Below are 15,728 nucleotides of genomic sequence, written 5' to 3' on the forward strand. Positions count from 1 at the left end.
ACAGCCGCTTCCGTTCAGCCCATTTGCAATCGCCACAATCGGGCATAGGCCGTGTCGCGCGCGACCAGCTCGCGATGCGACCCGCTTTCGACGACCGCTCCGCGATCGACCACCAGGATGCGGTCGGCATAGCGCAGCGTATTTAGCCGGTGCGCGATGCTGATCACCGTGCGTCCTCTGGCGATGGCCTCCAGATTGGCCATGATCGCCGCCTCCGATTCGTAATCCAGCGCGCTGGTGGCTTCATCGAGCAACAACAGCCTGGGACGGGCAAGCAGCGCCCTGGCCAACGCGATGCGCTGGCGCTGCCCGCCCGACAAACCCGATCCCTTTTCGCCGACCTGGCTGTCGTACCCGCGAGGCAGGCATCGTATGAACGAATCGGCACCGGCTAGGGTAGCTGCCTCGACGATCTCGGCTTCGGACGCTTGCGGCCTGCATAAGCTGATGTTTTCGCTCACCGTTCCCGAGAACAGCACGCTTTCCTGCGGAACCACGCTGATCTGCCTACGCAGCGCAACCGGATCCGCGATCGCGATGTCGATTCCGTCCACCAGTACCTGGCCGCGCTGGGGCAGGTAGAGACGTTGCAACAATCGGCTGATCGTGCTCTTGCCCGATCCGGAGGGCCCGGTGATACCGACGAACTCGCCGGGGCGCACGTCCAGACAGAGATTGCGCAACACTTCTTGACCGTCTTCGCCATAGCGGAAGTGCACATTCCGAAAGCAGACGCCGCCCTGCAGGGCCGGGATCGAAGCCAACCCGCCGTTGCCGTGCTCGGTCGGCTCATCGAGCACGTCGCCTATGCGGCGCAAGGAGATGGTCGTGTGCTGCAAGTCTTGCCACGCCTGGGCCAGGCGCAGAATCGGCTGGGTCAAATGCCCCGCGAGCATATTGAACGCCACCAGCTCGCCCGGACTCAGCTTGCCTTCCATCACCAGGCTAATGCCCCACCACAGCAGCAGCGCACTGGACAGCTTCCGCACCAGATCGACCGATTGACCGATCGATATGCCCAGCACGCTGGCCCGGAACGAGGCGCGTACGAACCTGGCGAACCCGCTCTCCCATTGACGCAGGGAGCTCTCCTCCGTGGCCGTTGTCTTTATGACCTCGATGCCCATGACCGACGCGGTCAAGAACGCGGTGTTATCGGCGCTCAATTCGTATTCGCGCTCGGTGCGGTTGCGCAACACAGGGCCGAACACCATCCACAATGAAAAATAGACCAGCAAAGTTCCCAGGACGACCCACGTCAGCTCGACGCTGTAGGAAAGCATTACCGCGACGAACAGCCCCAGGAACAGCAGGTCCAGCACCACGGTCAGCGTCGATCCGGTCAGAAACTGGCGGATGCTATCCAGCTCGCTCATGCGAGCGACGATTTCGCCGGTTTGCCGCTTGCGAAAGTAGCCGATGGGCAACGCCATCAGATGCCGATAGACGCGGGCGGATAGCTCCGAGTTGATCTTCGCCGCGAGATTGGAGAACAACCAGGAACGCAGGAATCCATAGACGAAATCGAATACCGCCAATGCGAGCAGCGCTATTCCCAGCACTTGCAAGCTTGAGGTGCTTCGATTCAGCAAGACCCGATCAATGACGTTCTCGAACACCGCAGGCGTCACCAACGCGATCAGTTGCAGCATCATCGACACCAACAGAATATTTCTGAACTGCCGGATGTGTTTGATCACCGACGGAATGAACCAGGCGAAGCCGAACGCCTGTCGTCCCGATGGTTCGCTCTTTTCGCCCAGAAGGATCGTGTGGCCTTGCCAGCGCTCGGCAAGGTCGTCGAAAGACGAGAGCTGGCGCTCCCCTGTCGTCGGAACACGCACAAGCGCGCCAGCCTCGCTCACCGATTCCAGAACTCGCCATCCGTCGGCAGTCTTCAACAACGCCGGCAGCGGCAATGCCGCGATCCGCTCGATGCCGCTGTCGATACTTCTCGCTCTCAATCCGATCGAACGCGCGCAACGGCAAATGTCGACTCCGCTGGCCGCCCCCTGCGCTCGGCCGAGTTGATGGCAGAGCTGCTCGGCCTCGACCATAATCTGGTAATGGCGGGCGGCGTAGGCCAGAGCCGCCAAGCCTTCATCGACGAAGGCACCGCCGACGCCTTCGATGGGGCGAGAGCTTTCGGTCGACTTGGACATCATCGTTCCTTAAGCGCTTCGGACTGGTATTCGCGCAAAGGACCGAGAACGTAGTCGATGACCCGTCGTCTGCCCGTGCGGATTTCCGCACTCAGGCCCATGCCCGCCTGCAAAGGAAAAGTCTTGCCGTCCGAAGCCATATGCAGCCGGCGCAACTCGACCCTGGCCGGGAACACCAACCCGAGCCGATCGTCCTTCACCGCATCGCGCGATACGTTGAGTATCTTTCCCGGCACCGTGCCATATCGCGTGTAAGCGAAAGAATCGATCTTCAGCTCGACCGACTGCCCTGGCCTTACGAATCCCACATCCCCGTTCAGCACCATGACTTCGGCCTGCAGAGATTTTTCGTTGGGCACGATCACCATCAGCTGCTGGCCGGCTTGCACCGCACCTCCCCGGGTATGCACTGCAAGCTGCTGCACCACGCCGCCGACGGTCGCCCTCAAGGTTTGCAAACGCACTTTCTCTTTAGCCCTGACCAGCTTTTGAGCGAGATTTGAAACCTCCACCCGCACAGAAGCCAAACTGTCCTGGTATTCCTTCGCCGTCTTCGCCAGGTAGGCGCTGCGCTGATGGGCCAGCAACTGATACTGGGCCCTCATCACCCCCAGTTCGGATCGCTGCTGCGAGACCGCGCGTTCTATCTCCAGACGCTCTCGTTCTTGCTGCTGCAGCTCCACATTGGAAATAAGTTTTCCGGCAGCCAGGACGCGGTACGCATCCAACCGCTGCATGACGTTCGTCGCCAGCTTTTGCAAGGCCGCGATGTCCGCTTCGCGCCCGTTCTGATTGGCCCGGTTGACCGCCATTTCGCTTTCGATGCCGGCTATGTTCGCCCGAAGCTCTCTCGATATGCTGAGCAGATGTTCGCGGGCGATCGCCACGTGCTCCGCTGACGCATCCTCCGGCGCGATGAAGTTAGCCACGGGGTCGTCGGTCAGCAGCGCTTGCAGCCTGGCCTGCTCCAGCAACTTGAAGTTCAGCTGGCCGCGCAACTCTCTGAACTCTGCGTCGGCGCCGATCGGATTCAGGCTGACCAGTACGTCGCCGACTTCGACGCGTGCGCCGTCGCGCACGTGGATCGCGGCTATCTCGCCGCCTTCGACGGACTGGACCACCTTGGAGTTGCTGGGGACTAACAGGCGCCCCGACGCGTTGGCCTGGATATCCAGGTGCCCGAAAATCGCCCAAACCAGGACTGCCGCGAAGGTCGCCGCCAGCGCAACGGCGGTGCGGCGCGACCAAGGCGCCGGCGGACGTTCGATGACTTCCAGATAGCCCGGCTGGAACTCGTGTTCGTCCCGCGTCTTGTTCGGGCCGGACACCGTCCTACCGGCTGGACAGGCAGTCTTGAGAACCGATTTGACGCGATCAAGCAGCATGCCCCGCCCCCGGATTTCCGAATGAACGTTGCAGATCGCATAACTTGGCATAGCACCCGCCTCGCGCGACCAACTCGTCGTGGCTTCCCACCTCGGTAATGCGCCCGTGCTCCAACGAGACGATGCGATCGCATCGCCGCACCGCGGAAAGACGATGGGCGATGGTGACGACGGTGCGCCCTTTGGCTATCTCCGCCATGTTCCGCTGGATCAGCGCTTGGGATTCGTCGTCGAGAGCGCTGGTCGCCTCGTCGAGTATCAGGATTCTCGGATCGGCCATCAGTGCGCGAGCGATAGCGACGCGCTGGCGTTGCCCACCGGACAAGGAGCTTCCTCCTTCGGCCAAGATAGTGTCGTACCCCGTCGGAAGCTGCAGGATGAAGTCGTGGGCGCCGGCGAGCTTCGCGGCTCTTATGACATCCTCCAGCGGCGCCGAGGCGTCCCGAATGGCGATGTTGTGGCGAACGCTTCGATTGAAGAGATAGCTTTCCTGCTGCACCACGCCTATCTGACTGCGCAGGTACTTGGCGCTCAGCCTCGGCAGCGGTATTCCGTCTACAAGAATCTCGCCCGCGTCCGGGGCATAGAGTTTCTGCAGAAGATAGGCCAGGGTGCTCTTTCCCGACCCCGAGGGGCCGACGATGCCGATACTCTCTCCCGGCTCGATGCGGAGCGACACTCCCTTCAGTACCGGCTCCGAGTTCGGTTGATAGCGAAACACCAGTTGGCGTATCTCGATCGAACCACTGATCGGCCCAGCCGGCTCCACTGCCGCCCGATCCTGCTCGACCGGCAAGTTCAGCATGTCGCCCAACCTGTCCACCGCGACCCGAGCTTGAACGAACTGTTGCCAGAGATCGGTGAGCCTCGAGATCGGCGCATTGATATGCGACGCCATCATGTTGAAGGCGATCAGCTGCCCGATGGTGATTTGCACCGAAGTCACCAACTGGGCTCCGTACCAGACGATGGCGACAGAGATCACCTTCTGCAGGAGCGTCACTCCATGACTGACCAGACTGTTCAAACTCTGGGTCCGGAATCCCGCCTCCGCCGCTTCCGCGGCTTGCGCCTCCCAACGGCGAAGCATCCCGGGCTCGACCGCCATGCTCTTGATCGTCTCCACCCCGGCAACCGACTCGGCCAGCAGAGACTTGTTCAGCGCAGCGACCTGAAATTGGCGCTCGATCCGGCTCTGCAGCGGGCCGGTGCTCGCATAAGCGACAGCGAAGTAGAACGGCAACCCGGCAAGGACGATGCAGGTCAGGCTCCACGACAGACGCGACATCAAGTACAGGAATACCAAGGCGAACGCCAGGTCGACGCAGAGAGTAAGCATCGAACCGGTAAGGAAAGACCGAATCCCTTCCAACTGCTGCACACGGGCGACGATCGTTCCGATCTGCCGCGCCTTGAAGTAGCGCAGCGGCAGACCCATCAAATGCTTGAACAACTTGACACCAATGGCGATGTCGATCCGGTTGGTGGTATGGGTGAAGATGTAACCTCGCAGTCCGGTCAAGACCGCTTCCCACACCGCGATCGCAACCAGCGCGACCGTAATGACATCGAGCGTCGACAACGCTTTGTGCACCAGCACCTTATCCATCGCCACCTGGAATACCAGCGGCGACCCCAGCGCGAGCAGCTGCAGGATCAAAGAGACGAACAGCACCTCGGCCAACAGGCGCTTATGGCGGGCGAACTCGGGAATGAACCAGCGGATATCGAACTTCGGCGGCGAATCGAGCAACCTGATGCTCTCGCCTGTCCAGCTCGTTTGCAGCTCCTCGCTACTGATCACTTTCGGGGCCGCACTGCCGGGTTGAAACACCAGGGCCTGAGCGGGCGATCGGTTCAGAAGCACCTGGTACCCGTCCGCCTCGGTCCGAAAGGCCACGGGCAACCGGACTGTGCCCAGCCTCGAATAACGCAGGCTGGCTACGGAAAACTTGGCATCGTGCGCCCGGCCATAAAGCGCTATCGCATGTTTCAGGTCGACGACCGATGCCGCGTAGCCGGGATCCTGCTCTTTCCCTTTCACCAAGGAGAGCAGAATGCGGCAGCAACCCAGGGCTGAACTCAGCTCATGGGCTCGATCGTCGATATCTTGGTTTTTTGACATCCCCCTCCCCCCAAGGGACCAGTCACGGCGCGCTATCGACGATGCGCCTCATAAAAACGTGACGGATGTCCCTTATATCGAAGAAGCTGCTCCGCTTCCCCAGGCCTTGCAATAGGGAAAAGTCTTAGATGTAAAAAACTCATAATGTGCCTTGTGGCACATATAGGCACCGCACCGGCTTCGCCCACGCTGTCGGCGCAAGTGCCGGGTGAGGTCGCACAGGCCCTTCCGTAATCGGAACGAGCAGTTTCGGATCGCTTTCTGCTTCTGCGCAAATCGCAGTGCGGGCCGGACGGCCATCGACTTCGGCCGGCCCGTCGCGCCACCGGCTTCAGTCGAATGTGAACTGCGCCATCCCACTCATCGACAATCGCTGCGCACGCAATTGCCTTCTTCGGGAAGCCCTCGCGACCCGAATACGCTCAGCCGCGCAACGACGCCAGCCGTTGCGCGAGCTTCTTCGGCGACACCCCGCCGCGCACGCCCAGCTCCTGGGCGAACAACGACACTCGCAGTTCCTCGATCTCCCAACGCAGCGCCTGCCAGCCGGCGTCGTCGGCCCGGCCGCCGGCATTGGCCGCATCGAAAGCCTCGACGAAGGGCTTGAGTTCGAGCATCCGCGCCTGGTCGCGCACCGGATCGCGCAAGGCGCGTTCGCTGCGCACCGCCAAGGCCTTCAGATAACGCGGGTATTCGGCCAAGGCCGCGGTGGCGACGTTGCGCAGGAAACCCGGCGGGGTCAGCCGCGCGAGCTGCGCGCGCATGTCGTCGAGGTTGCCGCTGGCCCAGCCCATCAACGACGACTCCAGGCGCGAACGCACGTCGGCCACTGCGCTCAGGATGGCCTCGGCCTGGGCCAGGCGTTCGGTCGCCTCCGGGAACAGCTTGCGCGCGACCGCGTCGCGGCGGGCCTCGAAGGCCGCCGCATCGCGCACGGCGATCAGTTCGGCATCGTCGCCGAGCAGGGACTGCAGGGCGCCGTCGACCAGGTCCTCGCGCAGCCGGTAGCTGTCGCGCAAGCCGTTCTGGCGCGGCGCGGCCGATTCGATCGCGGCATACAGCAGGCCGGTCTTGGCCTGCACCGGCAGTTGCTTGCGCGCCTGCTTGAGCTTGTCGGCCATCGCCAGTGCCAGCAGACGCCGCACCCCGCCCGGGTGCGCGCGCAACGCGGCCTCGCGCTCGGCGTGCACGCGCAGCGACACCGTATCGCCGTCGTCGTGCAGGGCCGGGAACGCCGGCACGCCGGCCGCGCCCGGCACCGACATCGGGATCGCCTGCTCCGGGAACGCGGTCAGGCCGCGCTGGCCGAGGCCGTCGGCGGCGCGCGCGGCGAAGGCGCGCGCCGCGCGTTCGCCGAAGCGCGCGCGCAGTTCGTCGAGATCGCGCAACTCGGCCAACACCACCGCGGCCTCGCCCTTGCCGCCGCCCTTGCCGCGCGGCTCGGCGACTTCGAGCAGACGCAGGTTCATGCGCAGATGCGGTTCGATCGAAGCCGGATCGAAATCCGTCGCCGCCACCTCGACCCCGGTCAGCTTGCGCAGGAAACGCGCGAGCGTGCCGACCAGGTCGTCGGCCTCGGGCTTGCCGTGCGCCTCATGGAAGGCCTTGGCGAAATCCGGCGCCGGCACGAAGTTGCGGCGCAGGATCTTCGGCAGGCTCTTGATCAGGGCCGCGGCCTTGTCGGCGACGAACCCCGGCGCCAGCCACGACAGCTGCGCCGGGTCGAGTGCGTTGAGCAGATGCAACGGCACTGCCAGGGTCATGCCGTCGTCGGCCGCGCCCGGCTCGAAGCGATAGCTCACCGCCAGCCGCGCATTGCCCAGCTGCAGATACGGCGGGAACCGCGCGGCCTCGCTTTCGCCGCCGATCATCAGCTCGGCGTTCGACCACTCCAGCTTGGCTTTTTCCTCGGCCGGCAGCTTGTTGTACCAAGCGTCCAGCGCCTGCACGTTGTGGACCTGCGCCGGCAGGCGGTCGAGGTACCACTGCGCCATCCATTCCTCGTCGACCACCAGGCCGGCGCGGCGTTGCTTGGCTTCTTCGTCGTGGGCCTTGGCCAGGGTGGCGAGGTTGCGCGCCAGGAACGCGGAGCGGGTATTGATCTCGCCGGTCACCAGGGCGTCGCGGGCGAAGATCGCGCGGCTTTCCTCGGGATACAGCGCGCCATAGTGGATCGGCCGTTTCGGCGCGAGCACCAGGCCGAACAGACTGATCTGCTCGCTGCCGACCACCCGCCCTTGCGAGCGCGCCCAACGCGGGTCGTGATGACGCCGCGCGAGCAGGTGCGGCAGTTCCTGGATCGCCCAGTCCGGCTCGATCGTGGCATTGGTCATCGACCACACCCGCTCGGTGTCGAGCAGGGTCGCCGACAACACCCACGGCGGCGGCTTCTTGGCCAGCGGCGAACCGGGGAACAACTGGAATTTGCGCCCGCGCGGGCCGTCGTAGAAACCGCGGTCGGCACGGAAACCGATCTGGGTCGGCAGGCCGGCGATCAGGGCGCGGTGCAGGCTGGCGTATTTTTCGGGACTCGGGTTTCGGGACTCGGGACTCGCAGAAGCGGTGACGGCAAGCTTGTCGAGTCCCGAGTCCCGGGTCCCGAGCCCCGTTTCCTCACAAACCAACTTCAACTGCCGGTGCAGCTCGCGCCACTCGCGCATGCGCAGGAAGCCGAGGAAATGCTTCTCGCACCAGCTGCGCAGTTTGGATTGGGTCAGGTCTTCGTGGGCGCTCTGGTAGGCGTCCCACAATTTAAGGATGCCGACGAACTCCGAACGCGGGTCGGCGAACTCGGCATGCGCGTTGTCGGCGGCCGCGCGCTGATCGGACGGACGCTCGCGCGGGTCCTGGATGCCGAGGAAGGCGGCGATGGCGATCATCTCGCGCAGGCAGCCGTGGGCATTGGCCGCCACCAACATGCGCGCGAGCTTCACGTCGACCGGCAAGCGCGCCATGGTCCGGCCGGTGGCGGTGAGCTTCTTGTCCTCGCCGACCGCGCCGAGTTCCGACAACTGTTGCCAGCCGTCGGCGATGGCGCGGCCATCCGGCGGTTCCAGGAACGGGAAGTCCTCGATATGTCCGAGGCCGAGCGAGAGCATGCGCAGGATCACCCCGGCCAAGGCGGCGCGGCGGATTTCCGGATCGGTGTAGCGCGGCCGCGACTCGAAATCGGCCTCGCTGTAGAGGCGGTAGCAGGTGCCTTCGCTGATCCGGCCGCAGCGGCCCTTGCGCTGGTCGGCGCTGGCCTGCGAAACCGGCTCGATATGCAAGCGGTCGAGCTTGCCGCGCGGGCTGTAGCGCTTGACCCGGGCCAGACCCGGGTCGACCACGTAGCGGATCCGCGGCACCGTCAGCGAGGTCTCGGCGACGTTGGTGGCGAGCACGATGCGGCGCTTCGGCCCGGGGTTGAACACCCGGTCCTGGTCGCGCACCGACAGCCGCGCGTACAGCGGCAGCACTTCGGTCTCGCGGTACTTGCGCCGCTCCAGCGCCTGGTGGGCGTCGCGGATTTCGCGCTCGCCGGACAAGAAGATCAGCACATCGCCGCGCGGGTCCTCGCGGGTGATTTCGTCGCAGGCCGCGACGATGCCGTCGTTGACGCTTCTTACGGGGCTCGGGTCTCGGGACTCGGGACTCGAAGGGCCGCGACGAACCGCTTCTGCGAGTCCCGAGTCCCGGGTCACGAGTCCCAGATCGTCCAAAGGCCGGTAGCGCACCGTGACCGGATAGCCGCGGCCCTCGACGCTGACCACCGGCGCGCCGTCGAAATGCGCGGCGAAGCGCTCGGTGTCGATCGTCGCCGAAGTCACGATGATCTTCAGGTCGGGCCGTTTCTTCAGCAGTTGCTTCAGATAGCCGAGCAGGAAGTCGATGTTGAGGCTGCGCTCGTGGGCTTCGTCGATCAGGATCGTGTCGTAGGCCGACAGCCAGCGGTCGGACTGGATCTCCGCCAGCAGGATGCCGTCGGTCATGAACTTGATCGCGGTGCGCTCGCCGACGTTGTCGTTGAAGCGGACCTGGTAGCCGACGGTCTCGCCGAGCGGCGTCTGCAATTCCTCGGCCACGCGCCGGGCGACCGCGCGCGCGGCGATGCGGCGCGGCTGGGTGCAGCCGATCATGCCGGCGGCGCCGCGCCCGGCGGCCAGGCACAGCTTCGGCAGCTGGGTGGTCTTGCCCGAGCCGGTCTCGCCGGCGATCACCACCACCGGATGCTTGCGGATCAACTCGACGATGCGCTCGGCTTCGGCCGCGATCGGCAAACCCGGGTCGACCGGCGCGCGCGGCAGCGAGGCCGCCCGCGCTTCGCGTTGCGCCACCGACGCCGCCAGCGCCTGCGCGAATGCGTCGCGCGCGCGCTCGTCGCCGGGCTTGCCGCTCCAACGCGACCACAGGCCGTGCAAGCGACCGCGGTCGCGGCTCAAGGCGCCATCGATCGCATGCCGCGCCTGTCGTAACGCGGCACTAGCATTCTCGTGGCTAGACTGGTTGAAATCGGTACTCTTCATCGATAGATCGTTCGTATCGCAACACTAGGCACAAACCATTTCACTTCGCGGCCGACTGCGCCTATTGTCGCCGCATTGTTTAAAAAACCCCCGATCGAAACCGTTCGATCGCCCGCATCGGAGAAGGAGTCGCACATGGCCAAGCCCAACAAGCCCGCCAAGACCAGCAAAACGGACAAGACCAAATCGGACAAGGTGTCGGTCACCCCGGCCGCGTCGCCGTCGGCCGCCGATAGCGCACCCTCGATCGATATCGGGATCTCGTCGGGCGATCGCAAGAAGATCGCCGAAGGTCTGTCGCGCTTCCTGGCCGACAGCTACACCCTGTACCTGAAGACCCACAACTTCCATTGGAACGTGACGGGCCCGATGTTCAACGCCCTGCACGTCATGTTCGAGACCCAGTACACCGAGCAGTGGACCGCGCTGGACGATATCGCCGAGCGCATCCGCGCCCTGGGTTTCAACGCACCGGGTTCCTACGCCGAATTCGTCAAGCTGTCCTCGATCAGCGAAGAGCCGGGCCTGACCGACAGCGCCGACTGGCGCGAGATGGTCCGCCAGCTCGTGGTCGGCAACGAGGCGGTGTGCCGCACCGCGCGCAAGGTACTCGACCAGGCCGACGACGTCGACGACGCGCCGACCGAAGACCTGCTGACCCAGCGTCTGCAGACCCACGAGAAGTATGCGTGGATGCTGCGTTCGCTGCTGCAGTAAAGCGTTGAAGACGGGCCGGCGCGGAGCGTCCGTGCCGGCCGGCCGCGCCGTACCGAACCCCTGTTTCGCTCCGCGGGACGGGGGTTTTTCATTGCCTGGCGCCGGGTTCGGCGCCGGTTCTCACGGCCGCCCGCCGCCGTCCCAGCCCTGCGCGTCGGCCTGCGCCTGCGCCAGCAACCAGTCGCGGAAGGCGCGGATCTTGGCGCTGCCGCGGCGCACCTCGGGATAGGCCAGCCAGTAGTCGCGCTCGTCGCGCAGCACCGGCTCGAACGGCTGCACCAGCCGCCCCGAGGCGAGTTCGCTGCGGAAGAACAGCGGCGAGGTGATCGCCACGCCATGCCCGGCGATCGCCGCGGTCACCTCGTATTGCTCGACGCCCAGCTCGACCCCGGGCCGCGCCGACAGATCGGCGTCGCCGACACCCGCCGCCTCCAACCAACTGCGCCACCAGCGTTCGCGGCCGATCCGCGGCAGGGTCAACAGATCCGCCGGCGTGCGCAGCGCACCGCTTTCGAGCAGGCCCGGGCTGCACAGCGGCGTATACAACCCCGGCAACAGAAAATGCGCGCACAAGCCCGGCCACTCGCCGCGACCGTTGCGGATGCCGACGTCGAACTCGCCCTGGGCCAGGTCGACCAGGGGCACGCCGGTGTCCAGGCGCACCGCCAACTGCGGATGCGCCAACTGGAACCCGCCCAGGCGCGGTACCAGCCAGTTGGCGCCGATGGTCGGCAGGGAGGTGATCGCCAGTTCGGCCTCGGAGCGCGCCTGGCTTTGGGCGAAGGCCGAACGCAGCGCCTGGAAGCTGTCGAGCACCGTCGGCGCCAGCCGTTCGCCGGCCCGGGTCAGCACCACCTTGCGCGGCAGGCGCTGGAACAGCACCAGGCCCAGCCGCTGTTCCAGCCGCTTGATCTGGTAACTGACCGCGGCCTGGGTCATGTCCAGCTCCTCGGCCGCGCGGGTGAAGCTCTGCAAGCGCGCCGCGGCCTCGAAGGCGCGGATTGCGCTGAGCGGCGGTAATGTCGGCATATCCATAATCTGACCTTATATATCCGGCGCGATTTTCGCGTTGCCGGCGGCCGCCCCCGCTCCTAGCCTAGTCCGAGGTTCAAGCCCAGCATCGCCACGATCGGCCGACGCCTCGCGTGGCACGACTATCTGCCAAAAGCCGAGCTTGGGCAAACAGGCCTCGCCTCTCTCTCCGGAGCACCGCCATGCAACGTCGATTCACGCTTCTGCTTTCGCTGGGCCTGCTGGGCCTGACGGGCCCGATCCCGGCCGAGGCCAATGCCGGGACCGGCTCCGCGGCCAAGCCCGCCGCCGTGGTCGCCGCCGACTTCGACGCGCTCAATCGCAACGACCTGGAAGCCTTCCTCGCCCTGTACGCCCCGCAGGCCCAGATCTTCGGCCTGCCCGCCGATCCGCACGTCCTGGTCGGCAAGCGCCTGGAACAGATGTACGGCGCCGAACGCCTGCGCGCGCATTTCGCCAAGGCCATGGCGCAACCCGACACCCCGCATATCGAGCAGACCCGCACCGTCGCGCTCGGCGAACTGGTGGTGTCGCGGGTCCACATCACCGACCCCAAGCGCGCCGAGCCGCAGGTGCTGCTGGTGGTGTACCGGGTTCGCGACGGCCTGATCGAAGACCTGTGGCATGTCGGCAAGGAAACCGCCGACAACCAGACGCAGGCCGCCGGCGCCGTGGCGACCGCGCGCGCCCTGGTCGAGGCCAACAACCGCGCCGATGCCGAGCGCTTCCTCGCCCTGTTCGCCGCCGACGCCCGCCACTTCCGCCGCGCCGAAGACCCGCACCGGCTCGCCGACCTGCCCTCGCGGGCGGTCGTCGACGAGGCCAGCCGCGTCAAGACCTACCGGGCGCTGTATGCGCACGGCCCGTCGGTGCAGGTCGACCTGCTCGACGCCTTCGCGGTCGGCGACCTGGTCGTCACCCACGAACGCATCCACAAACGCAGCACCCCGGCCAGCGCCGGCGAAAGCTACGAGATGTTGGCGATCCTGCGGGTCCGCGACGGTCGCGTCCTCGACCTGTGGCCGCTGGAGAAGATCGCCCGCCCCGCCGATGCGGCGCTCGTCACGGCCACCGCCGGGGCGCAGCCATGAAGCGGATGCGGGCCCTGCTGATTGCACTGTCGGCGCTCTCGGCGAGCGCCGCCGGCGCCGCCATCGTCGCCGCCGACAATGCCCAGGAAGTCGTGGTCCGCCGCTACGTCCAGGCCTGGAACGACGCCGACGCCGAGGCTTTCCTGGCCCAGGCCACCGCCGATGCCGGCGCCTGGCGCCGCGGCGACGACGAAAACCTGCCCGGCCAGCCCCTGGTCGCCGAAGCCTCGCCGCAGGCGCGTTCGCGCTATTACCGCGCCGCTTTCGCCAAGCGCCCGCATCCGCGGGTCGAGATCCTCGGCCTGCAATCGCTGGACGACATGGTGGTGGCGCGCGAACGCGTCACCGGCACCGCCGACGGCAAAACCGTCGACGGGCTGACGGTCTATCAGGTCCGTAACGACAAGATCTGCAACGTCTGGCACATCAAGCGGCGCTCACGCTGAGCCGCGGCCCTGGCGCACCCTGACGGCGACAGCGTTTCAGCGGCGCTCACGGCGTCGTCGCGACCGCCTGCGACGCCGCGCCGCTAGACTAGGCGCATGCAGCAGCCCGCACTCGAACTCCTCCATCGCGTTTTCGGCCATACCGCGTTCCGCGGCGAACAAGCCCAAATCGTCCAACACGTGATCGACGGCGGCGACGCCCTGGTGCTGATGCCGACCGGCGGCGGCAAGTCGCTGTGTTATCAGATCCCGTCCTTGCTGCGCGAAGGCTGCGGCCTGGTCATTTCGCCGCTGATCGCGCTGATGCAGGACCAGGTCGAGGCGATGCGCCAGCTCGGCGTGCGCGCGGCCTATCTCAACTCCACCCTCGACGCCGCCGAAGCCGCGGCGGTCGAGCGGCAGTTGCTCGACGGCGAACTCGACCTGCTCTACGTCGCTCCCGAGCGCCTGCTGAGCCCGCGTTGCCTGTCGCTGATCGACCGCGCGCGGATCTCGCTGTTCGCGATCGACGAGGCCCACTGCGTATCGCAATGGGGCCACGACTTCCGCCCCGAATACCGCGAACTGACCATCCTCCACGAGCGTTGGCCGGACATCCCGCGCATCGCCCTGACCGCGACCGCCGACGCGCCGACCCAGCGCGAAATCGCCGAACGCCTGAACCTGGAAGACGCGCGCCGCTTCGTCAGCTCCTTCGACCGGCCTAACCTGCGCTACCGCGTCGTCCACAAGGACAACGGCACCCGCCAGCTGCTCGATTTCCTCAGCGCGCATCGCGGCGACAGCGGCATCGTCTACGCCTTCTCGCGCAAGCGCGTGGAATCGATCGCTGAGCAACTGGTCGCCGCCGGCATCCGCGCCCTGCCCTACCACGCCGGCATGGACGCCTCGCTGCGCGCCGGCAACCAGCGGCGTTTCCTGCAGGAAGACGGCGTGGTCATGGTCGCGACCATCGCCTTCGGCATGGGCATCGACAAACCCGACGTGCGTTTCGTCGCCCACATCGACCTGCCCAAGTCGATCGAGGGCTATTACCAGGAAACCGGCCGCGCCGGCCGCGACGGCGAACCGGCCGAGGCCTGGCTGTGCTACGGCCTCGGCGACGTGGTCAACCTGCGCCAGCTCATCCAACAAGGCGAAGCCGGCGAAGAGCGCAAGCGCCTGGAACTGCGCAAACTCGATTCCTTGCTGGGGTTCTGCGAATCCACCGAGTGCCGGCGCAAGAGTCTGCTCGGGTGGTTCGGCGAACCGCATCCGGGCGGCTGCGGCAATTGCGACAACTGCCTGGAGCCGCCGCAAAGCTGGGACGGCACCGAGGCCGCGCGCAAGGCCCTGTCCTGCGTCTACCGCACCGGCCAACGCTTCGGCGCCGGCCACGTCATCGACGTATTGCGCGGAGCCGAGACCGAGAAGATCACCCGCTTCAACCACGAACAGCTCAGCACCTTCGGCATCGGCAGCGATCTCGACGCCAAGCAATGGAGCAGCGTGTTCCGCCAATTGGTCGCCGGCGGCCTGCTCGAAGCCGACATCGAACGTCATGGCGCCCTGCGCCTGACCGCCGACAGCGGCCCGGTGCTGCGCGGCGAACGCAGCCTGCGCTTCCGCACCGAAGCACCGAAGGCCGCGGGCGGCGCGCGCAAGTCCCGCGGCGGTGCGAGCGCGGCGCCGATGATCGACCTCGACCCGGAATCGCTGGTGCGTTTCAACGCCCTGCGCGAGTGGCGTTCGACCACCGCGCGCGAGCAGAACGTCCCGGCCTATGTGATCTTCCACGACAGCACCTTGCGCGCGATCGCCGAGCATGCGCCGGACGATCTCGACGAACTGGCGCGTATTCCCGGGATCGGCGCCAGCAAGCTGGATCGCTATGGCGAGGCGGTGTTGCAGCATTTGTTCGATCAAGGGTGACGACTGCGCTGGCGGGCTGGGACGTGATCTCGCTTCGTAGCTCCATAGAATCCGTGTAGGAGCGACGTCCTACTGGATTTCCTTCGGTCATAAGTCGCGGCCGCGGGACGCGCAGAGCATCAACGCCGATGACGCCCATCGAAGCCGCGCACTTCCGCGGGGGGTAGGAGCGGCGCGAGCCGCGACCGCGCTGTGTCCGGTTCGCGGCGCACCGCTCAAGCAAGATCAGATCAAGACCAAGATCAAACGCCAAAAGCTTCCGCCACTAAAGCGGCGGGTTACTTTCTTTTGTCATAAGCAACAAAAGAAAGGTAACCAAAGAAAAATGCTTCTTTTTGAGTCAAGGGCCCGCAC

The 15,728-nt window shown here is 65.8% G+C and carries 9 protein-coding genes; 4 read left to right on the forward strand and 5 right to left on the reverse strand.

Translation table 11 applies throughout. The annotated features are described in order from the left end of the window. Positions 1-14: 14 nt before the first annotated feature. The 4 genes from GLA29479_RS20375 to hrpA form a co-directional block, all read right to left on the reverse strand. A complete protein-coding gene (locus tag GLA29479_RS20375) occupies positions 15-2,162 on the reverse strand; it encodes a type I secretion system permease/ATPase (RefSeq protein WP_057972668.1) in 2,148 nt (715 codons plus the stop codon). Continuing rightward, positions 2,162-3,547 carry an HlyD family type I secretion periplasmic adaptor subunit gene (locus GLA29479_RS20380; protein WP_057972669.1) on the reverse strand — a complete coding sequence of 462 codons (1,386 nt, stop codon included), beginning with the start codon at positions 3,545-3,547 and terminating at the stop codon, positions 2,162-2,164. The genes GLA29479_RS20375 and GLA29479_RS20380 overlap by 1 nt, the downstream gene beginning before the upstream one ends. Continuing rightward, the gene (locus tag GLA29479_RS20385; RefSeq protein ID WP_057972670.1) at positions 3,537-5,672 is read right to left on the reverse strand and encodes a peptidase domain-containing ABC transporter; all 2,136 of its coding nucleotides are present in this window, start codon (positions 5,670-5,672) and stop codon (positions 3,537-3,539) included. Before GLA29479_RS20385 ends, GLA29479_RS20380 begins: the two co-directional genes overlap by 11 nt. Before the next feature lie 422 nt (positions 5,673-6,094). Then, positions 6,095-10,177, reverse strand: coding sequence for an ATP-dependent RNA helicase HrpA (gene hrpA / locus GLA29479_RS20390; RefSeq protein ID WP_057972671.1), 4,083 nt, complete (start codon positions 10,175-10,177; stop codon positions 6,095-6,097). 135 nt (positions 10,178-10,312) lie between these two features. Here hrpA and GLA29479_RS20395 point away from each other — a divergent pair, with 135 nt between their 5' ends. Further along, complete coding sequence (locus GLA29479_RS20395; protein WP_057919009.1) at positions 10,313-10,894, forward strand: Dps family protein; 582 nt, start codon at positions 10,313-10,315, stop codon at positions 10,892-10,894. A 120-nt stretch (positions 10,895-11,014) separates the two neighbouring features. On the opposite strand, the gene GLA29479_RS20400 is transcribed toward GLA29479_RS20395, so the two are convergent. Then, positions 11,015-11,923, reverse strand: coding sequence for a LysR substrate-binding domain-containing protein (locus GLA29479_RS20400; protein ID WP_211265006.1), 909 nt, complete (start codon positions 11,921-11,923; stop codon positions 11,015-11,017). Positions 11,924-12,108: 185 nt separating this feature from the next. On the opposite strand from GLA29479_RS20400, the gene GLA29479_RS20405 reads away from it, so the two are divergent. The 3 genes from GLA29479_RS20405 to recQ all read left to right on the forward strand — a co-directional run bounded on the left by GLA29479_RS20405 (position 12,109) and on the right by recQ (position 15,374). Continuing rightward, on the forward strand, positions 12,109-13,017 hold the full coding sequence (locus GLA29479_RS20405; RefSeq protein WP_057972673.1) for a nuclear transport factor 2 family protein: 909 nt from the start codon (positions 12,109-12,111) through the stop codon (positions 13,015-13,017). Beyond that, entirely contained in the window at positions 13,014-13,463 is a 450-nt protein-coding gene (locus tag GLA29479_RS20410; RefSeq protein ID WP_057972674.1) for a nuclear transport factor 2 family protein, read from the forward strand. Before GLA29479_RS20405 ends, GLA29479_RS20410 begins: the two co-directional genes overlap by 4 nt. A gap of 96 nt (positions 13,464-13,559) precedes the next feature. Continuing rightward, on the forward strand, positions 13,560-15,374 hold the full coding sequence (recQ, locus tag GLA29479_RS20415) for a DNA helicase RecQ (RefSeq protein ID WP_057919013.1): 1,815 nt from the start codon (positions 13,560-13,562) through the stop codon (positions 15,372-15,374). Positions 15,375-15,728 lie beyond the last annotated feature (354 nt).

Origin of the sequence: Lysobacter antibioticus (genome assembly GCF_001442535.1) — a bacterium.
Taxonomy (GTDB): domain Bacteria; phylum Pseudomonadota; class Gammaproteobacteria; order Xanthomonadales; family Xanthomonadaceae; genus Lysobacter; species Lysobacter antibioticus.